Raw genomic sequence first — 20,103 nt, 5'->3', positions numbered from 1 at the left:
TATGAAGAATTCCTGATAATAATACCATATTTACATTTTTAATAGTCTTCTTTTTCCGGATTGGCTACACAGTCCGGAGTAGTAGACCTTTGTCCGGACCGTCATTTAACTGTCATTCGATTGGGCAATACTTCCATATCGGCCACCGCCGCCTGCATGAATCGTCTGCTTTCCTTCTCGCATTTGCATAATCGCATTTGCTAGTTTTTCCGGAACCGTTTCTTGCAATTCTTTCAATGTGGCATGATGAATGACATACATCTCGGTTTGAAAACGATCTAATAGTTTTTGGAATGTTTTTGGACCTAGTTTTGGCAAATATTCCAAGGGAACCTGATACAGATACGGCGGGCGCTCCCTTGTTACTTCCTTGGCATCTGCTAATTCTTGAATCCGGTCAAATACGCCATTGATAATTTTTTTCGATCCACAGTTTGGACATTGTTCCGTTTTATACGTCACTTGTGTTAAACAATTACTGCAAACGGTTGTGTGGTACTTACCCAATTGCGGATTCATCCCAAAATTTTTGGTGATTTTTCGTCCGTCCACTTCATGTAGTGCCCAATCAAATTCTTGAAATGATGGCTCTTCCATCAAAATTTCCTGATACTCTCTGGCAATCTTCGCCAGGGAATGGGCATCCGAATTGGAGACAAAGGTATAGTCATGTAATTCGCTGATTTGATCCGCCATATCGGTATCTGAACTTAACCCAAGTTCAATTCCATCGATTAAATCAGGATCAAATACCTCGGTTAATGATTGGTGTACCCCTTTGCCATACATACTTTTAAACGGAGTAAACACATGGGCCGGGATGAAAATGCCTTCCAGTTCTTTGACTTTATATTGCAGTTCCTTTGCGGTTCCATAATAACGTTGCGAGCTCAATGTAATATTTTTCATCTTGGTTGTCAGCCACTCGGAAAAACGTTCCATCATATCCAGAGTTGGGAGAAAACAGAGAACATGAATGGGGCCTTTACAGTTTTCATCATAAATTTCAATTTCCGAGCCCAATAGTAGGGTTACCTGTTCAAATCGGATCCCGCCATTGTCCAATTCATAAGCGGAACCCTGCTCCATTAATTGTTTGATCTCCTGTTGCACCGCGGGGGCATGGCTATCAATGACTCCGACCATTTGAATCCCCTTATTTCTACTGGCCTCTTTTAATATGTTCGTTAATGTCAGGCTTTTCGCACCGGTTATTTTCACTGGTTTATTGTACATATCCCGGCCAATATGAATGTGCATATCAGCAAAATAGGCTTGTAACATGGTTTACATCATCTCCAACATTTCTAAATACAGAATTGCATAGTTTGTCTTGGCATCATGAATTCGTTGTTCCTTAACATATTGTTTTGCTTCATCCAAAGTTAATTCCACGAGTTCAACAAATTCATCATCGTCACCAGCCACTTTTTCTTTAAGCGGTTCCAGCTTGTCCGTTAAATAAATATACATTAATTCATCGGCAAATCCCGGCGAGCTATAGAAAGAGGTAACAAGCTTGAGGCTGCTGGTTGTAAATCCTGTTTCTTCTTCCAACTCCCTTACCGCTGTTACTTCCGGTTTTTCTCCTGCCTCCAGCTTGCCAGCGGGGATTTCCACCAGCGATTTTTCCAACGGTTTCCGATATTGTTCCACCATCACAATTTTTTTGTCTTTGGTAATTGGAATAATCCCCACCCCTCCAGGATGTTTGATTAATTCCCGCTTGGCAGTCTTTCCATCTGGCAATGTAACATCATCCACTTGTAGCTTGACCACTTTTCCATTATATATCTGTTTTGTTTGAATGGTTTTCTCTTCAAATTTTTTCATATGATCACCTTCATTTTATAAGCTACTCCCCATTTTACCACATTTAAAAACTTGAGTTTGTGCATGTCTATTTTTACAATGGAATTACGAATGGAAAACGGAGGGAATTAATATGAAGCAAAACCGATTAGGTAAATCAGACATATATGTATCCGAGCTAACACTTGGCTGCATGTCATTAGGGACAGATCAAGCCAAAGCCCAAACAATTATTGACAAAGCATTAGCGGCAGGCGTCAATCATCTGGATACCGCTGACTTATACAATTTTGGTTTGAATGAAGAAATTGTCGGTGAAGCAATAAAAGGAAAGCGGCAAGAAATTATTCTCACATCAAAGGTTGGCAATCATTTTAACCGTGATACCAAAGACTGGTACTGGGATCCATCCAAAGAACACATTAAAGCAGGTCTAAAGGATAGCTTAAAACGATTGAACACCGATTATATCGATTTTTATATGTTGCATGGCGGTACCATCGATGATCCAATTGATGAATCCATTGAGGCTTTTGAACAACTAAAACAAGAGGGTCTCATTCGTGCGTATGGAATATCATCGATTCGTCCAAACGTCATCCGGGAATATGTCAAACGGTCCCATATCGATGCAGTGATGATGCAGTATAGCATGCTGGATCGCCGTCCCGAGGAAGAAGTATTGGACTTGCTGGCGGAAAACCACATTAGCGTCCTTGCCCGCGGGCCATTAGCGAAAGGGATCTTAAGTAAGAATGGAAGAAAACAAATCGAACGTAAATCACGGGATGGATATTTAGATTATACGTATGAGGAATTAGTAAAGATTTATGATGAAATAAAAAATGTGATTGGCGAGGACACCTCGTTCAATACTGCAGCACTTCAATATGTACTCCATCACCCAGCAGTTGCAAGTGCTGTATTTGGGGCAAGCTCAGAGGAACAGCTTGCGGAAAATACTGCAATGGACTCGTCTGCAGTACTTACTGAAGAAAAATATCGGGCACTACAAGCTATTACCAAACCAGTTCAATATACGAACCATCGGTAATTTTTGTGATTTCCACGCAAAATCTTGAAATGGGAGTCTTAGTGCCCGCTAAGGTGGGGCAAAAATGACAAAAAATAATCCCTCATGTGCTTTAGCCAGGCCGTGAGGGATTATTGCTTCACTGTGCCAACCCTTGAATGGGGTTAGTCTATTGGAACCGCTCCATGTTACAGCATGGGGCGGTTTTTCCTATTGTATGAACTTCTAAGGTTATTATACCATGAATCAGGCCATTGTAAACCAGACTTTAATCCCCGATCTTAAGATGTTAACTGTAGTGCCGGTACCACTGACAATTAACTAGCGTTCGCGATGAAACTAATGAAACCACCTATAGCTAGAATAACAGGGATAAATGACAAACTCGATATCGAACTACTTGTCATTAGTCCATAAACACCGTAAATGCATATGATGAGACTAGCAATTAACCCAATCCATATTCTAATTTTTGTTTATTTATGGACACCTCTGAAAATTACAATATGCTTAGTAATTAAGATTACCTATTCCAGTTCTAATTGTCTGATATTATAACGTCTTGTTGTTAAGCGATTATGTATGATGGAATTTCCCACTCTATGCTATCATCGGATCATTTCTCCGCCGCCCAAATCGTCCATCGATCTTTTTCTACAATTAGACCATCTTCTTGTATCAATTGGTTTACATGATCAGCAAATTGCGACACCTGTTGATCTGATAACTCATGGAGAATCGAGCGTCCATTTCGTGATTTAATATCGTTGAGCAATTCTTCTTTGTTCGTATACGTTTTTCGCACTTCCCAAAGTTTTATCTCTTTAATAGCATGGAAACCCGCGTTTCCCAGTGCGGCTTTAACAGTGTGGGAAGCATATCTTCTTTTTGTCTCGATCTCTCCAAGATGCGGAAATAAAGAAAATAAGTACCCGCGAATATGATGATGATCTCCTTGGATGAGACAATCTTCTGGTGTTCTATCCTGTACCAACAGCATTCCCTCTGGCTGTAAAATACGATAAACCTCGGAAAAACAAGCAGCCAAATTATCAAGATGATGAATGAGTGCTCTTTCCAAAACCAGATCTGCATATGCACTTGACAATCCAGTACTATAAGCATTTCCAAGTTTGAACTCGATTTGTTCATACAAGCGACAATATTGCTCAGCTCCATCAAGCATGACTTCCGAAAAGTCAATGCCAGTGATGGAAGGAATGCCCAAATCAGCAAGTGCCTTTGCATATATCCCTCCGCCTGTTCCAATATCCACTGCCTTGTTAATTGCCCGTCCTTGAATGAGTGCTGTTATTGCTGATAGCCATGTATCATCGACTTTCCTTGTCACATAACTATGTTTATTCTTTTCATTGTGAAAATCAATCCCCATCCCAAATACCCCTTTAATGTTTATGCTTTCAGTTTACGGAAGGTAGTTTACATGGATAATTTAAAAAAAACGAAAACTTATCTTATTTGGTAAGGTCGTTAAAATCAGGTAGTAGAACGGACCCCTCCATTAATCTTCTTGCACTACGACTCATTACAACCTTTTTTACAGTCCAGCCGATTTCCTCCTTTGCAGCTTCGGCACCTACTGTTAAAGTACCAGACGGGTGACCAAAGCGAAGTTCGGGCATAACGTCGCCTAAAATCTTGCTAACAATAGTTCCTGGTATTGAAGCTGCAGCCGCAATTGCTACTGCACCTGTACCAGTCATGGCGTGATGCAGCTTGCCCATTGAAAGGATTCGCGCCAAAATGTCGATATTATCCCTATGTACTTCTTTTCCATCCGAAGTGGTGTAACTAGTTGCTTCTTCAAAAAATGCAATTTTAGGTGTGTGCTGACGCTTCTTAGCATATTCTACGCTTTCCTCTAAACCCATAATTACTGCACTATGAGCCCGTATTAACTCAAAACGGTTCAGTAAGTCTGCATTCCTATTTATATCATCCTGAAGCTCCGTCCCTCTAAGCTCCAATGCAGACGCCTCCACAAAGACAGCAGGATTCCCGGCATTAATTAAAGTTGCCTCTACTTCTCCTATACCCGGGATATGAATGATATCTAGTGGATTCCCTGTAGGAAACATCCCACCACCATCTGTACTCTTTTCATCAGCACCAGCAGGATCAAGGAATTCCAATTTTATTTCTGCTGCCGGAAAGGTTACCCCATCAAGTACGAAATCCCCTAGTTCCTGTACTGTCCCGTTCTCTATTGGAACATGAGCTATGATTTTTTTCCCGATATTCTCCTGCCAAATATTAACCGTAACTATTCCGTTCTTTGGCGCTTCTACCAAACCTCTATATATTGCAAATGGACCAACGGCCGAAGTAAGATTTCCGCAGTTGCCACTCCAATCAACCAAGGGCTGCTCAATGGCTACCTGCCCGAATAAATAGTCTATATCACATCCTGGACGTTCACTTTTGTTTAAAATGACCACCTTACTGGTACTTGAAGTTGCACCTCCCATTCCATCGATCTGCTGCCCATAAGGATCTGGGCTTCCGATGACACGCAATAATACTTTATCCCGTATTACCGGGTCAGTAGGTAAATCATCTTTTAGAAAAAATAGCCCCTTGCTTGTTCCGCCCCGCATATAAGTTGCCGGAATTTGAATTTGTTTTCCCCAATTACCCATTTTCTTAGTTAGCTCCCTTGTTTTTAATGACCTTACCACATACTTCTACTTCATTCCCAAAATCCCTTTTTTTCAATAACAACCCAATTGGAAAGATGCATGATTTGAATGGAAAATTGGACTAAGCAGCGCTAGTTATCCGGACTGCGTAACATTTTTATTATCACTCAACAATAGAATAGGGGACGATTATATTAACTCCCTTTGATACACAAACGTTAATTCCGTATAATATCCTGTGCTCAAAGTAATGAATCTGCGGTTATGTGCCTTGTACAATTATGCAGCTCCAATTTCCATCCGTTTTCATTTTTCTCCAGGATGGTCAATGAACAATTGCCGAGTGATTCTTCCACATCATCATCCGGGACCAATTCCCCGAGCAGTCGCCTAATAAATGATCCATGACTGACAATCAATATATTTTTCCCGTTATTCTCACTAAGGATTTCAGCCAATACAGACTGTCCCCTTGCCATAACACAATCATCGCTTTCCCTTTCCAGATCCAGATTTCGCCAATTGATACCCCATTTTGCTATACGTTCTTTTTCCGTTGTTCCTTCAATTAGCCCTCCACCAACTTCACGAAGCCTTGGATCGAAATGGATTGTGACACCATTCATTTTATTCGCAATCATTTCAGCGGTTTCTCTGGCTCTTGCCAAATCACTAGCATAGATCACGTCCCAATCTTCTGTTTGCAAACGCTCCGCAAGTTTTGCAGCTTGTTCACGTCCCTCATTATTAAGGGGTATATCCGAACTTCCTTGCGCTCTACGCTCCTGATTCCAATCTGTTACACCATGCCGGATAAATCCAAATTTTGTCATCTTTCCACATCCAATCTTTTTGTTGTCTATAGGTAGAGGCATTGCCTTTTATCTCCTGCGTGTTGTTCACTCTGTAATCATTTTATCATAGTATCCGCGTACCGCACATTCTATAAATTACCATTGAATAAAGAACGTATATTCGCATATAATAAATACACGAACATTAGTTTCTGTAGAGGGGGATTGTGGCGTGAAACGCGTTATTTTCTTGGTGGATATGCAAACATTCTATGCTTCTGTAGAAAAAGCGGAAAATCCGGAGTGGAAGGATAAACCAGTCATTGTTTCGGGGGATCCGGAGCGGCGGAGTGGAATTATACTGGCTGCCTGCCCAATTGCAAAAAAATATGGCGTAAAAACAGCTGAAGCATTATGGGAAGCGCAAAATAAATGCCCGGAAGCGGTTGTTGTCAGACCGAGGATGCAGCGATACATTGATGTGTCCTGCCAAATCACCGAAATATTGGAGCATTATACCGATTTGGTTGAAGTGTTTTCCGTTGATGAACAGTTTCTGGACGTCACCGGAAGTCAAAAACTTTTTGGCGATCCATTTACGATTGCCCGCAAAATCCAGCAGGAAATCATGGAAGAAACGGGTGTTTATACGCGGGTTGGTATTGGTCCGAATAAAGTGTTGGCCAAAATATCCTGTGATGCCTTTGCCAAGAAAAACGCGGATGGTATTTTTCAGTTGGATCAATCCAATATGAAAGAAACCATGTGGGAACTCCCAATTGGTAAGATGTTTGGAATCGGCAGTCGGATGAAACAACACCTGCAACGGATGGGAATTCAAAAAATTGGGCAGCTGGCCACCTTTTCTGTGGATGCATTAACCAAACGCTGGGGCATCAATGGGCAGGTCTTATGGCAAACCGCCAACGGAATTAACAATGCTCCAGTAACGACAAAGACACATGATCACCAAAAAGCGGTTGGCCATCACATGACGCTGCCCCGAGATTACGAAACATTTGACGAGATTAAAGTGGTTTTATTGGAATTAAGTGAAGAAGTTGCCAGACGTGCCCGTGCCGGTGGCTATCGCGGCAATACTGTGTCGGTGGGGGTTCGGGGGATGAATGTGACGTTTCCGACCGGATTTCATCGGCAAGTAAAGCTCGCAACGCTGACCAATTTCGGGATGGATATTTTCCGGTCTGCACTATATTTATTCCGTATGCACTGGGATCGGCAGCCCGTTCGTAGTGTTGGCGTTACGCTATCACAGCTGCAACCGGCCGATCCTTTCCAGCTCAGCTTTTTTGATTTTTCCTTGAAAAAGGAGCACTTGTCAGAAGCGATGGACTATATTCACGACAAATATGGTCCAACCGCCATTGTTCGAGCAGCTTCCCTAACTGATGCCGGGCAGGCTTTTGATCGGGCTGAGAAGATTGGTGGTCACTATAAATAAAAGGAGAAAAGACGAAAAATGAACCCAAATAAATTAACCCCTGGACAAAATTTAATGTGGGAATCCAGCCGTATGATGCTGCCGGAGCACAAAGCACGCATTCGCAAACACCAAAAGGAACTAACCAAACGAACCAAGCCAATTATCGATGAACAGCAAATGGCTTTGTTTTCCCAAATTATTTCTGATGCAATGAAACAGGATCTTGATTTACGGATTGAACTTTTTCATCCCTATCATGATCATTTTGTAACAGGGAAAATAGAAAAGGTTGTCCCCGGACAGCAATTGAAATTGGTTTCGGCGGAAGACAGTGAGTGGATTGCTTTTACTGAAATGATTGATATTGCTGTTTTGTAAGTGTATAAATCCTTTCAATCAACAAAAAATAACCATCAATCCATACATGAAAGGATAATTAAAATGAATAACGACAAGGAAAACAAAAAATCTGCAAAGAAACAAGCTGGTAAGGTAAAATCCTATCAAGAAATTAACAATGAAATTTCTGATAGTAATACGTTAAAACAAATGCAACCAACACCACAACCAGAAGACTTTGAGGAAATCGATTATTGACTCTGTAACCCCCCTTTATGCTTCATGTTTTAACACGTGTCCAAAGATCACCAAATCAAAAGCAAGAGCCTCACTTTATCATTTGATGAATTTTGGACACCTTCCTTAAAAAGTCACCTAACTAAAACACACAATTTATGTATCTCACAAGGTAATCCCAAGTTGCTTCCCTTTGCTCTTTACATTCGTCAAATAAATCCAGCCAGTACCATCGCACAAAGTAATTACATAATGACCAGAAAAGTCACAATAAAAAACGCATGTACGCTAGTCTTGAAAAAAGTCACCCAAAAAAGAGGCGGACTTGGGATAATGTCCCTAACATTCGCTACCTGCTCACATATATTGATTGTAGGCAGTATGGAGGTGATACTTGAATAAGCAAGGCTGTTTGCAGGAGCAGGATATGGTGGCGGATTTGCTTTAATCGTTGTGTTGTTTATCCTATTAATTATTGTATTGGCAGCCTATGTTGGAGGATATGGATATTAAACGGCAAGATAAAAATTTTAATTAAATGAAGGAGGAATTTTATTATGGGTTTCGGTTGTCGTAACATGTGTGGTTGTGGAGGATACGGATACGGCGGTGGATATGTCGGTACTGGCGGCGGATTTGCATTGATCGTTGTATTATTCATCCTTCTTATCATCGTTGGCGCTTGCTGGTGTTAATCACCAGCAGTGCATTGGAAAGTAAAACTTAAAAATACAAAGCAATGCAGGCTGTCAGATTACCGGCAGCCTGTTGACGTTTTCACAAAAACCCCCCCCTGAGTAGATCACTCCTTTATTCCCTTAACCCTGATCCGTTCATAATCCGCAATCCAGCTATTATCTTGAAACATGGTATCCCGTAAATCATTTTCCACACCCGTAATTATCTTTTGGATTGTTTCATACTCCAACCCGATAAACATCATTTTGCCAAACATCTCGATCCAATTTCTCAATCCGTTCCCGCCTTCAAGTGGTGTTGGACGTTCGAATTGACTGGCATAGACAACTTTAAACCCAACCAGCTCCATTAACGATGCATACTCACCAACACTTGGAAAATACCACGGAAAACGTTCCTGCTGATAAGTTAGTCCCAACATAGCAAATTGCTTTTCAATAGAATTGGTGATTGTTTTTACATTTCCTTTCGCACCAAATTCCGCTACAAAACGACCGCCTTTTTTCAGGCTATGATAAATCGACTGCAGGGCCTTCTCCGGCGACTTGATCCAATGAAGCGTTGCGTTGGAAAATATTGCATCAAACGTCTCATCAAAAGGTAATGCTGTAGCATCGCCAACTTGAAACGGTATATCTGGATACTTAAACCGGGCTTGGTCAATCATATTTGCTGATTTATCCATTCCTGTTACATAGACACCAAGATCATAAAGCGTTTTTGTTAAGTCTCCGGTGCCGCAGCCAAGATCAAGAATAGACTCTCCCATGTTCGGTTCCAATATATTGATAACGTTATTCCCATATTTGGAAACGAATCCATGCTTCCCGTCGTAAAGGTTTGCATCCCATATATCATCTGATTCTACTGGTTTATTCATCAAGTTCTCTCCCTAACCATGCTTCACTATTCTAACGATAATTCCAAAACCATGTTTGATAATCGTCAATTAGTTGATAATTTACATTTTCCTCATCGACTACAATATCAGCTAATTCCCGTATTGTTTTCTTTCTCCCTTCCCTACATTCAACGAGGATTCCGTAAAATTCTTCAAATTGTATCTCTTGATCCAGCTGGAGACAATTCAACTCATGTTCAGTAAATGAAAGCGGTCCCGTTTCTTCTTCATAAGTTGCTCGAAAAGGAAAAGTCAAGTGCTGTTGCAAATACCGGTAGTACCTTCCCAAATGCTCGTTCGTTACTTCCATCAATTCAAATCGTTCACTGTCACTTTTATCTTGTATGGTAACACCCAGGATTTCGGCTACCCTTAATTCCCATCATCCAAATCTGTCTTAATCATATCGTTTGGAACGAGTAGTCCATTTATCATTGACATATTATTAAGTGGATTCTCTTGTTTAACCGACTCTGTTGCAAACTCACTATCAAAATAGGACATGTTAAACATATCGCGAATCTTTTTTGACTTTTGCGAGACAGTACTTTTATTTGTATGAAAATATTCATTGATATCTGTAACAGAAGCATATGGTTGCGTACTCTCGTCAAATAAAAAATTCACCGTCCCCAATGCATGAATAATAGCCGCAGCCCAAATTTCAATTTTCCCGGCAATAAATGGCACATCCCGCTTTCTAGCCATTTTATCGATCAGCTTTTTTACAACCACCTCATATTCCTCATTTAAATACGTTTTGCTAAAATCACCTGTAAGCTGAAGTAACTGCTCTTTCTTTTCTGCTAATTTTTCCTTTGCGGCTGCCACGTTCATTCTCCTCTCCTTTTGAGACTGTTTCAAAATAATTCGCCAAATTTCCGTTCCAACCGGCATTTTTCACATCGTTTTGGCCACTGAAAACCCATGTCTTTAAAAAACTTTTGTTCTCCGATTGAAAAGGTAAACCGATCACCACATTCCCAGCACTTTAGCTGTATATCCTGTGGGCAGATCCTTTTAATGCTTCGTTCCATTCCTGTTGCCTTTCCAAAGCTTCACTACGATCAACCTGTTCTCCAGATTTCAACATGCCGATTGTTTTCCTGATTTCCGCACGTACCTTTTTATAGTCAACCTGTTCCCATGCCTCCAGATACGGGATATATTTAGTTTCCCCCGATTCCTGCACTTTTTTCAATAGCAAAAGTATCATTCCTCGATTGCGATCCTTTAAGTAGGTCATATCTGGTATTGGTTGATCTTCTTCTATCCACTTATCCCATTCAGCCAAAAATTCATCAGCACGCCGATCCCGTTCAATATACCAGCCGCGTTCCGTGAACACAATCATCGGAAGTTTCCCTGAATATTGAATATCAAGGAAATCATAATCGATCATCCACTCAATTTTTTCCTTGACCGCTTCCATTTTTTCCGGTTTGAAATAACCATAGACTGGGCACTTGTCCAATTCTAGTGCAAGAACCTTTTTCTCTCGTGAACCTTTCAGGATTTTGGCAAGCAATGTCCGTCCGCCTTGTGCAATAATTTCATCTGCAGCCCGTAATATAGCCAGGATTTCATGTTCCGGTAATGATTGGGTCGCTGTTTCCATTGGGATTGTCCTTTCTTTAAAATAGTAATAGCCAAACTATCTTTCCGATTAATGTAACCATTATTATATACTTTTTACCGCTACCCTGCCAAGAAATAAAAATAGAACCATAGCATTGGCGCTCGCTATGGTTCTACTAATTTGTTACAGTTATTTAGCTGATTTATTGATGTATTGTCGCTTATTATCCGTTATACCTGCAAAGCAAATGGTTGCAGGATCCTGGTCGATTTCCAATTCCACCTTCCGATCATTCGTGGGTAAAGTTTCCTCAAAAATGGCTTCGTATTCAGGAACAGTTACCTCGGTACGTTCAGAAAATAGCTTGGTATGTTGGTCTATTTGCAGGTGTTTTCGGTAATTTGGTTGCAAAATTCCACTGAAGAACTCACCTACTGCACCCGAGCCGTAACTATATAACCCGATTCTGGATCCCGCCTCCAGGTTTTCTTTTTGTTCTAATAACGATAACAAGCTTAAATACAATGATCCTGTATAAATATTGCCGACCACCCGATTATACGCCGTACTAATTTGATAATTGGCCATGATCCGTTCCTGGTCCACTACTGTTCCTTCATCCAAAATGGTGCGCAACGCCTTTTTACCCATTTTTGTATATGGCAAGTGATAACAGATTGCTTCATAATCTTGCAGTTCCAGACCTGTCTTTTCTTTGTATTGCCGCCAAACGTTATTGAAAAACGCAATATACTGTTCATTGGAAAATTTTCCATCCACAAATGCCTTATCAGCGTAAATTGGCCGCCAGAAATCCATAATATCAGCGGTCATGTATGCATTATGTTCTTCCAAAACCATAATTTTTGGATCTGCACTAATGAGTAATGCAACTGCACCAGCCCCTTGCGTAGCTTCTCCCGAGGTATTCAAACCATAACGGGCGATATCTGATCCCAATACCAGCACTTTGCTTCCTGGATGTAGTGCGATATGCCCTTTAGCCATTTGGATACCAGCAGTTGCCCCATAACAGGCCTGTTTTAATTCAATGGCGCGTGCTTGTGGTTTTAACCCAAGCAATTGATGAACATATACCGCTGCTGATTTGGAGTGATCAATCCCCGACTCCGTTCCAAAAATAACAAAATCAATCTTCTCTTTATCATCGTCATCTAATATTTTCAGGGCCGCGTTTGCTGCAAGTGAGACAGCGTCCTGAGTTAGCGGTGGAATTGCCATTTTTTCCTGGCCGATTCCGATTGTAAATTTCTCGGGTTCTACATTTCTACTGACAGCCAGTTTGTTCATGTCTACATACAAATGAGGTGTATAAAAGCCTATTTTATCGATTCCTATTTTCAATTTTCTTCTCTCCTGCTTGCTATAAAATTTATATATCATGTGCTGGAGAAAAACCCCAAGCCGCATCGATACTTCGTGATTATTTTCACATACCTGTACAACCTTAAGTTAACAGTATAAATAATAATATAAATGGGTGTGAAAAACAATGAAAAGGTTGCACTGGGACGGACCTGGTTAAAACTACCAGGTCCGTATCGAGCAGTTTGTATAAATCGGCAATTAAGCCGTCCCGTTCAATTCAGTTGACGGCTTTCCAGGAAAAATATAATAGTGCTGTCCTTAATGATTTTATTCGGGACACTTGTAGCGATTCCAACTTTATTTACCTCTTAAGCGAGGGTCGTGTATTATTGTAATACTCGCTTCTCCATGGTTGATCCGATATTGTAAGTTCTATTCTTGTGACCTAGGGAATATAATTTTAAACGTTGTCCCTTTCCCGATCTCGCTTCTTACATCAATTCTTCCGTTGTGCGCCTCTGTTAAGTGTTTAACGATGGCAAGCCCAAGACCTGTACCGCCGGAATTCCGGCCCCTTGCCTTGTCAACGCGATAAAAACGCTCAAAAATTCGCGGAATTTCATCCAAGCTTATTCCTATCCCGTTATCCTTGACAATAAATTCAACAGTACGAGGGAAACCTTCAACATGAACATGTATAAACCCTTTTTCGGGGGAATAAACAATAGCATTTGTGATAACATTAATGAACATTTGTTTCAAGCGAAAAGGATCGCCCTCGATCACGGTATGTCCTTTCGCCCCGGATTGTATATCAATGCTTTTTTCTTTTGCTTCTTCTTGTAGTAATTCAAGCGTTTCATCTACAATTTTGCTAAGATCCACTTCTTGCCAATTCAGTTGAAACGTATCACTTTCAATTTTTGAGAGTTCCAGTAAATCATAAATTAACGCTTCCAATCGCTCACTTTCTCTCAAAATAATCGTCATAAATTTCTTTCTAATATTTTCATCTTTCATCTCTTCATCCAACAGTGTTTCGGCAAATCCCTTTAGAGAGGTAACAGGGGTTTTTAATTCATGGGACACATTAGCAACAAATTCTTTTCTTACTTTTTCTAGTTTCTTTAGCTCAGTAATATCACGAAGGACGACAACAATTCCTTTCGCATGACTGGAACCGTGTTTAATTGGGGCACAGTAAATGTCAATATATCGTCTTTCAATACCAAGCGGCAGGATAACGGATTGACGTACAATCGTTTCGTTAACGATGGATTCATGTATTGTGTTTCTAACTTCCTCATCATGGAGAACATATTGATAGTTTTTGTGGAACCAATCTCCTTTTTTAATATGAAACATATCCTGGAAGGTTTGATTGGCAAGCCGTAAATGCCCGTCCATATCAATGAGAAGTAAAGAACTGTCAATGTTTTCAATTAACGTCTCCAACTGGTCTTGTTGAATCTGGGATAACTTGACCGTTTTTTGCAAGCTTTCTCCAAGTTCGTTCAAATGACGATTTAGCTGACCGGTGGATTTCGGCTTATCTATGTATGTACGTGTACTGAAATTACCAGCTGTGAACTGCTTGATCATTCTAACCGATTCATCCAATGGTTTTGCAAAATTCCTAATGACAAAATATCCAATGAATAGGAACAAAAGGAATGTCGATATTAACACTACGGAAACGAGCAACAAGTGTCCTGAAAACAAAAATAGCACAATTCCGGCACCTAATAGTAACACCAATAATATCCCACTCAATATAGCCATAAATTGGAATACGATATGGTGTATCATTTGGGTTCCTCCAATTTATATCCAAATCCGCGAACCGTTTTTATATAACCCGGTTTTTTCGTATTTTCTTCAATTTTTTCACGCAAATGGCTAACATGCACATCAGCAATTCTTGTGTCACCGACATAATCAAAATTCCAAACCGCATTGAGAATTTGTTCCCTTGAAAGAACATTGCCCTTATTTTGTGCTAAATACACGAGTAATTCAAATTCCTTCGGCGTACATTCCATTTCCTGGCCTTTGAAATAAGCTTCATATTTTTTGGGGTAAATTTCCAATTCACCAATGACTATTTGTTCTTCCTTTGATAATTCCAATTCATCATTTGCAAGAATGGTACGTCGGAGTACCGCCTTTACGCGGGATACGACTTCCCTCGGACTGAATGGCTTGGTAATGTAATCATCCGCCCCCAGCTCAAGACCGAGTACTTTATCAAATTCGTCATCCTTTGCCGTTAGCATAATAATCGGGGTGAGCAATTTCTGTTCCCTTAGCTGTTTGCAGACATCTATTCCATCCATCCCCGGCAACATTAGATCAAGAACAATTAAATCAGGCTGTTTTTCTTTGACTAGATGGAGAGCGGTAAGACCATCCGTGACGGGTATTACCTCATAGCCGGCTTTTGTGAGATTAAATTCAAGCAATGTAACGATGGAGATTTCGTCATCGACAACCATGACTTTTTCGTTCATTTTCACACTCCATTCTGCGTTTATTGTTTAACGGACTTTTGTTCCACACATCAGGGGACACTATGTTTAATATATACAAATCATTTGAAAACCTCAATGAATGTTAACATTTGCTTCAGGAATCACTCAGGGTTTATTTATCCGAACTTACCTGAGATATAGTCTTTCGTACGTTGATCAGACGGATTTGAAAAAATGGAAGCTGTATCAAACATTTCCACCACCTCACCATTAAGGAAAAATGCAGTTTGATCCGAAATCCGTGACGCCTGCTGCATATTATGGGTTACGATCACAATGCTAAATTTTTCTTTTAATCTTTGGATAAGTTCCTCGATTTTCAATGTTGATACCGGGTCGAGCGCAGATGTCGGTTCATCCATTAAAATGACACTTGGTTTCACAGCTAAACAACGCGCAATACAAAGCCGTTGTTGCTGACCGCCAGAAAGGCCATAAGCATTCTGATCAAGACGGTCTTTTACCTCATCCCATAGCGTTGCGTCCCTTAGACTTTTCTCAACAATTTCACTTAGATTCTTTTTATTTTTAATTCCCTGCATTTTGGGCCCATAAGCCACATTATTGAAAATGGACTTGGGAAATGGATTCGGCTTTTGAAAGACCATACCAATCTCTTTGCGAAGTCCTACAACATCAATTTTTCGATCGAGTAAATTAACATCCCCGTAGACAATTTCACCTTCACATCGTGCTTCGGGTATTAAATCATTCATGCGGTTGAGTGTTCTTAAAAAAGTGGACTTTCCGCATCCTGATGGCCCAATTAAGGCTGTGATAGCTTGTTTTAGAATCGATAAGGAAACATTTTTTACGGCATGGTTTTCTCCATAATAAACATTCAAGTCTTTAAGCTGAAAAATTGGGGTCGTTTCATTAGCCATTGGCATGACGTTGCTTTTCATCTGTGTACTTATCAAGATAATTTTCCTCCCTTAGTTACCATTCATTTTTTTGTAAATGACATGACCAATCCAACGTGCAAGTAAATTAAACAGTAATACGGCAATCACCAAGACAGCAGCAGATCCATTTGCGACTTCCCTTATGTCCGGAATGATCCCATTCGCATTCACATTCCAAATATGAACGGATAGAGTTTCCGCTGGACGGAAGATATTTAATGGTGAATTTGCTGCAAATGGGTTCCAATTTGTGAAATTGAGGTTTGGCGTCGAAAGTCCTGCTGTGAATAACAATGCTGCCGATTCACCAAACACACGTCCCGCCGACAAAATCACCCCGGTTAAGATTCCTGGAAACGCGGCAGGAAGCAATACAGTTTTAATCGTATGCCAGTGGGGAACACCGAGCGCGAGACCTGCCTCTTTTAATTCAATTGGGATAGAACGCAATGCATCTTCAGACATTCTGACAATGACCGGTAAGTTAAAGACCGTCAAAGCAAGCGCTCCTGATAGAATCGAATACTGCCAGCCAAAGTAATTGACGAACAGGAGCAAGCCAAACATTCCAACAACAATAGATGGTAGTGATGCCATGACTTCCACACAAGAACGAATGAATGATGTTAATTTATTCGGTTTTGCATATTCCGCAAGATAAATTCCGCCAGCTATGCCAAGGGGAACAACCATGACCATTGTAATGAATAAAATGTAAAAGGAATTCCACAGCTGATTTTTGATACCACCTCCTGTTAGAAAGGAACTGGAATCAGTGGTTAAAAAACCAAGGTCAATTTGCGCAATACCATGATATAAAATATAGCCCATAAGAGTAGCAAGCATTCCGATCATAACCAGGGCACAGCAAATTATCAAAGTGGTTGCTATATGATTTACTGTTCTACTGTTCATTTACACTTTCCTCCTCCGGGATAAAAATCGAATAAAAATAATAAATACATAGGACATCACAAGTAGAATCAATCCCAAGGACCAAAGCGCATTGTTATGCGGACTTCCATAAGTTGTGTGTCCCATGCTAAGGGTGGTAATCGTTGTTAATGTTGCAGCGGGATCCACTAAAGAATTCGGCATTCCCTGTGCATTGCCAATAACCATTTGAATGGCCAGTGCTTCCCCAAATGCTCGTGCCATTCCAAGCACAATCGCTGTCAGTAATGAGGGTAAAGCAGTTGGAATAACAACTTTATAAATGGTTTGCCATCGCGTTGCCCCAAGCGCATATGAAGCGTCATGCAAGTGGTAGGGGACAGACCGAATCGCATCGGCTGCAATACTTGTAACAGTCGGTAAAATCATCATACCGACAACAATTGTTCCAGCCAATAAGCCGAAACCAGTTCCCCCGATAAACTGCCTAATAAGTGGAACGATGATCGATAATCCAATCAAACCATAAACAACAGACGGAATGCCAACAAGTATTTCAATAACCGGTTGCAGTACCCTCTGCCCCCATTTCTTGGCGATCTCTGTCATGAAAATGGCACTTCCAATTCCGATCGGGGCTACGAACACGGCGGCCAGAAAGGTTACCGACAATGAACCGAAAATAAATGAAAATGCGCCGTATGAAGGATTTTCTTCTCCCGTTGGATTCCACTCTGTCCCGGTAATAAAATCAAATATGTTGATTCCGTCTTGAATAAACAACTGCAAGCCTTTGATCGTCAAAAAAAGTGTAATTGCCACGGCAGCCGCCATCATAAAGAATGCACTAACGGTAATGATTAATTTTCCTCGTAATTCACTATTTCTGCAGAACAGGGCTTTACTGATTTTTTGTCTTTTCACAAGTCTTTTACTGGCAAATGTGGTATTAGCAGTTGGGTTCCATTCTACCTCATTGTCGTTTAGAGCCATTCAATCAACTCCTCCTTCTCCAAACCATACTTTCTGGATGTTTTATACTGAATCATAAAAGGTATAAACGGGGTAGACATTCCTTGCATTACCTACCCTACGCTTATAATTTTATTTCTTAGTTATTTCACCTTGAGCATTACGCTCGACATTCATTTTTGAGGCTGGGATATATCCTTGCTTAGCGACGGGGCCATTTTGAATTGTATCGCTCATCATATATTCAAGAAACGCCTTTTCCGCACCGTCTGGTTTACCGTTTGTGTACATGTGCTCGTAAGCCCAGATCGGAAATTCGCCAGAGATAACACTTTCGTCCGTTGCTTCGACATTGTCAATATTCATTTTGACAACGGAATCATCGAAGTAAGAGAATGCTAGATACCCGATCGCTCCAGGGGTTTCCGCAATAATCTTTTTCACTGTGTTGGAAGAGTCCTCTGTGATCCCTTCGGCAGGCGCTGTACCGTCCAAGGCAAAATTAATGAAAGTAGCGCGTGTGCCCGAGCCGTCCGGACGGTTAACAAGTGTTATTTTTTCATCCTTACCGCCGACTTCTTTCCAGTTTTTTATTTTCCCGGTAAATATCTTGATCAGATCGCTTTTTGAAAGATTGGTTACACCTGCGTCAGGGTGAACTGCTGCAGTAATACCAACAACAGCTACTCTGTGATCAACCAATTTATCAGCTGGAATGCCTTCTTGTGATTCCGCAAAATAATCAGAGTTTCCAATATCAAGATTTCCTGCAGCGACTTCACTAAGCCCTGTACCACTACCACCGCCTTGCACTTGAACCTGTGTGTTAGGGTGTTTATTCATAAATTGTTCAGCGGCAGCCGTTGCCAATGGTTGAAGAGCACTTGAACCACCGATAATAACGGATCCGGATAATTTGTCTTTGTTATTGTCGGCTTCACTCCCCGATTTGCCATTCGCTGAATTTCCGCATGCAGTTACAAAAACCATCAATGTAACCAAAGTTATTAAAACCAGTTTGTTTTTCACCTTCACAATAATCCTCCTTAGGAATGTAATATGTTCTCGCAACTACAAGGCTATAGATCAATCGTTAATTGAGTATTAAGAGAATGTAAAGGTTTTGTAAAGAAATATTGTTCCGATGAATAAATGTTTTGTCCTTTTATTCATCGGAATATTTCAATATCGAGGCTTGTACGGGAAGTAGTAACTTCTGCGTTGCCCAAAGGACGTGGACAATACAGAAGTTACTACTTCCCGGCACATGAGGATCGGAAAAGCAAACCAACGAGCTTTTTCAAAGGAAGGCAGGCCAAAACAGGCTTACGATCAGGGTTGGCATACCCCTTTTGCAGGGGCACGTCAATTTTACCGGATTTTTGAATGTCCCCTATTAGAGCGTGTTCAAGAAATACCTTTTTTAAAGAATATGAACCGGAAGTAAGTAATCTTTACTCCCATAATTGGAAATGAAAGTAAATGGTGTGAATTGCGGAGGTAGTAATTGAATATTCAATAATTTGTAGTCAAAAAAAGGACATACTTCCCCCTTGGATTTAAATAGTTTTTTAAAAACCATTTGAAGTATAGATAAACTTGGAGATTAAACAGCTAAAGGCAATGACATTTGCTCAATTTGTTGTTTATGCAACTCTTTAATTTTTTCAACATGATCTTTGGGCAAAACCGTTTCCCGTACATGTTTGATCATGCGTTCAATCAACCTAAATATGTCTCTCATAATGAAAAAGGATTGCACTTTCTCCGTTGTTTTGACTGGGGCCTTTTTATGACGCAAGACCGATCCTTATTAAAGATGAGCGCCCTTTTACGGAACAAAAAATGATGCTATCAGCCAAAATCCCGATTGTTTAAGTCTTAAATAACCATAAACCAATATTATTGTAAATATCGCAACTAATACCCTCATTAGCTGTTCAGGTATATCTGGGAGACCAAACCTTTCTGCAA

At 40.5% G+C, this 20,103-nt stretch carries 24 protein-coding genes; 6 read left to right on the top strand and 18 right to left on the bottom strand.

Features of this window, described 5'->3' with window-relative positions; all coding sequences use genetic code 11:
• Positions 1-105 precede the first annotated feature (105 nt).
• Together O2S85_RS08935 and O2S85_RS08930 are read right to left on the bottom strand one after the other, a co-directional pair.
• Positions 106-1,284 (bottom strand): endonuclease Q family protein, encoded by a 1,179-nt coding sequence (locus tag O2S85_RS08935; RefSeq protein ID WP_269412300.1) that lies wholly within the window; start codon positions 1,282-1,284, stop codon positions 106-108.
• 3 nt (positions 1,285-1,287) lie between these two features.
• Positions 1,288-1,833 (bottom strand): NUDIX hydrolase, encoded by a 546-nt coding sequence (locus O2S85_RS08930; RefSeq protein ID WP_269412299.1) that lies wholly within the window; start codon positions 1,831-1,833, stop codon positions 1,288-1,290.
• Positions 1,834-1,945: 112 nt separating this feature from the next.
• On the opposite strand from O2S85_RS08930, the gene O2S85_RS08925 reads away from it, so the two are divergent.
• Positions 1,946-2,866 (top strand): aldo/keto reductase, encoded by a 921-nt coding sequence (locus O2S85_RS08925; RefSeq protein WP_269412298.1) that lies wholly within the window; start codon positions 1,946-1,948, stop codon positions 2,864-2,866.
• 595 nt (positions 2,867-3,461) lie between these two features.
• Here the strand turns inward: O2S85_RS08925 and O2S85_RS08920 are convergent.
• The 3 genes from O2S85_RS08920 to O2S85_RS08910 form a co-directional block, all read right to left on the bottom strand.
• Positions 3,462-4,238 (bottom strand): class I SAM-dependent methyltransferase, encoded by a 777-nt coding sequence (locus tag O2S85_RS08920; RefSeq protein WP_269412297.1) that lies wholly within the window; start codon positions 4,236-4,238, stop codon positions 3,462-3,464.
• An 82-nt stretch (positions 4,239-4,320) separates the two neighbouring features.
• The gene (gene prpF, locus O2S85_RS08915) at positions 4,321-5,505 is read right to left on the bottom strand and encodes a 2-methylaconitate cis-trans isomerase PrpF (protein WP_269412296.1); all 1,185 of its coding nucleotides are present in this window, start codon (positions 5,503-5,505) and stop codon (positions 4,321-4,323) included.
• A 242-nt stretch (positions 5,506-5,747) separates the two neighbouring features.
• Positions 5,748-6,338, bottom strand: coding sequence for a histidine phosphatase family protein (locus O2S85_RS08910; RefSeq protein WP_269412295.1), 591 nt, complete (start codon positions 6,336-6,338; stop codon positions 5,748-5,750).
• A gap of 193 nt (positions 6,339-6,531) precedes the next feature.
• Between O2S85_RS08910 and O2S85_RS08905 the strand changes: the two genes are divergently transcribed.
• The 5 genes from O2S85_RS08905 to O2S85_RS08885 all read left to right on the top strand — a co-directional run bounded on the left by O2S85_RS08905 (position 6,532) and on the right by O2S85_RS08885 (position 9,014).
• Positions 6,532-7,761, top strand: a complete 1,230-nt coding sequence (locus O2S85_RS08905) for a DNA polymerase IV (RefSeq protein ID WP_269412294.1) — start codon at positions 6,532-6,534, stop codon at positions 7,759-7,761.
• Positions 7,762-7,779: 18 nt separating this feature from the next.
• The gene (locus O2S85_RS08900) at positions 7,780-8,121 is read left to right on the top strand and encodes a YolD-like family protein (protein ID WP_269412293.1); all 342 of its coding nucleotides are present in this window, start codon (positions 7,780-7,782) and stop codon (positions 8,119-8,121) included.
• A gap of 63 nt (positions 8,122-8,184) precedes the next feature.
• The gene (locus O2S85_RS08895) at positions 8,185-8,340 is read left to right on the top strand and encodes a hypothetical protein (protein ID WP_269412292.1); all 156 of its coding nucleotides are present in this window, start codon (positions 8,185-8,187) and stop codon (positions 8,338-8,340) included.
• A gap of 387 nt (positions 8,341-8,727) precedes the next feature.
• Positions 8,728-8,832 (top strand): YjcZ family sporulation protein, encoded by a 105-nt coding sequence (locus O2S85_RS08890; protein WP_269412531.1) that lies wholly within the window; start codon positions 8,728-8,730, stop codon positions 8,830-8,832.
• Positions 8,833-8,876: 44 nt separating this feature from the next.
• Positions 8,877-9,014: a YjcZ family sporulation protein gene (locus O2S85_RS08885; protein ID WP_269412291.1), complete on the top strand. Its 138-nt coding sequence runs from the start codon at positions 8,877-8,879 to the stop codon at positions 9,012-9,014.
• A 107-nt stretch (positions 9,015-9,121) separates the two neighbouring features.
• Here the strand turns inward: O2S85_RS08885 and O2S85_RS08880 are convergent, their stop codons facing one another.
• The 13 genes from O2S85_RS08880 to O2S85_RS08820 form a co-directional block, all read right to left on the bottom strand.
• Complete coding sequence (locus O2S85_RS08880; RefSeq protein ID WP_269412290.1) at positions 9,122-9,898, bottom strand: class I SAM-dependent methyltransferase; 777 nt, start codon at positions 9,896-9,898, stop codon at positions 9,122-9,124.
• Between the two features lie 31 nt (positions 9,899-9,929).
• Entirely contained in the window at positions 9,930-10,229 is a 300-nt protein-coding gene (locus O2S85_RS08875; protein WP_269412289.1) for a calcium-binding protein, read from the bottom strand.
• A gap of 62 nt (positions 10,230-10,291) precedes the next feature.
• A complete protein-coding gene (locus O2S85_RS08870) occupies positions 10,292-10,756 on the bottom strand; it encodes a DUF6398 domain-containing protein (RefSeq protein WP_269412288.1) in 465 nt (154 codons plus the stop codon).
• A 23-nt stretch (positions 10,757-10,779) separates the two neighbouring features.
• A complete protein-coding gene (locus O2S85_RS08865) occupies positions 10,780-10,956 on the bottom strand; it encodes a zinc-ribbon domain containing protein (protein ID WP_269412287.1) in 177 nt (58 codons plus the stop codon).
• Positions 10,911-11,537, bottom strand: coding sequence for an RQC-minor-1 family DNA-binding protein (locus O2S85_RS08860; protein WP_269412286.1), 627 nt, complete (start codon positions 11,535-11,537; stop codon positions 10,911-10,913). The genes O2S85_RS08865 and O2S85_RS08860 overlap by 46 nt, the downstream gene beginning before the upstream one ends.
• A gap of 150 nt (positions 11,538-11,687) precedes the next feature.
• Positions 11,688-12,863, bottom strand: coding sequence for a hydroxymethylglutaryl-CoA synthase (locus O2S85_RS08855; RefSeq protein WP_269412285.1), 1,176 nt, complete (start codon positions 12,861-12,863; stop codon positions 11,688-11,690).
• Between the two features lie 396 nt (positions 12,864-13,259).
• Positions 13,260-14,636: a two-component system histidine kinase PnpS gene (pnpS, locus tag O2S85_RS08850; protein WP_269412284.1), complete on the bottom strand. Its 1,377-nt coding sequence runs from the start codon at positions 14,634-14,636 to the stop codon at positions 13,260-13,262.
• Positions 14,633-15,337 (bottom strand): response regulator transcription factor, encoded by a 705-nt coding sequence (locus O2S85_RS08845; protein WP_269412283.1) that lies wholly within the window; start codon positions 15,335-15,337, stop codon positions 14,633-14,635. Before O2S85_RS08845 ends, pnpS begins: the two co-directional genes overlap by 4 nt.
• Before the next feature lie 137 nt (positions 15,338-15,474).
• Positions 15,475-16,263 carry a phosphate ABC transporter ATP-binding protein PstB gene (gene pstB, locus O2S85_RS08840; protein WP_269412530.1) on the bottom strand — a complete coding sequence of 263 codons (789 nt, stop codon included), beginning with the start codon at positions 16,261-16,263 and terminating at the stop codon, positions 15,475-15,477.
• Between the two features lie 30 nt (positions 16,264-16,293).
• Positions 16,294-17,178: a phosphate ABC transporter permease PstA gene (gene pstA / locus O2S85_RS08835; protein ID WP_269412282.1), complete on the bottom strand. Its 885-nt coding sequence runs from the start codon at positions 17,176-17,178 to the stop codon at positions 16,294-16,296.
• A complete protein-coding gene (pstC, locus tag O2S85_RS08830) occupies positions 17,179-18,150 on the bottom strand; it encodes a phosphate ABC transporter permease subunit PstC (protein ID WP_269412281.1) in 972 nt (323 codons plus the stop codon).
• A gap of 111 nt (positions 18,151-18,261) precedes the next feature.
• The gene (locus O2S85_RS08825; protein WP_269412280.1) at positions 18,262-19,164 is read right to left on the bottom strand and encodes a phosphate ABC transporter substrate-binding protein; all 903 of its coding nucleotides are present in this window, start codon (positions 19,162-19,164) and stop codon (positions 18,262-18,264) included.
• Positions 19,165-19,735: 571 nt separating this feature from the next.
• Positions 19,736-19,873 (bottom strand): hypothetical protein, encoded by a 138-nt coding sequence (locus tag O2S85_RS08820; protein WP_269412279.1) that lies wholly within the window; start codon positions 19,871-19,873, stop codon positions 19,736-19,738.
• Positions 19,874-20,103: the final 230 nt, after the last annotated feature.

The organism is Lentibacillus daqui, assembly GCF_027186265.1.
Lineage (GTDB): Bacteria > Bacillota > Bacilli > Bacillales > Amphibacillaceae > Lentibacillus_C > Lentibacillus_C daqui.
The sequence above is the reverse complement of the archived record's forward strand: the minus strand, read 5'-3'. Positions and strand labels throughout refer to the sequence as shown.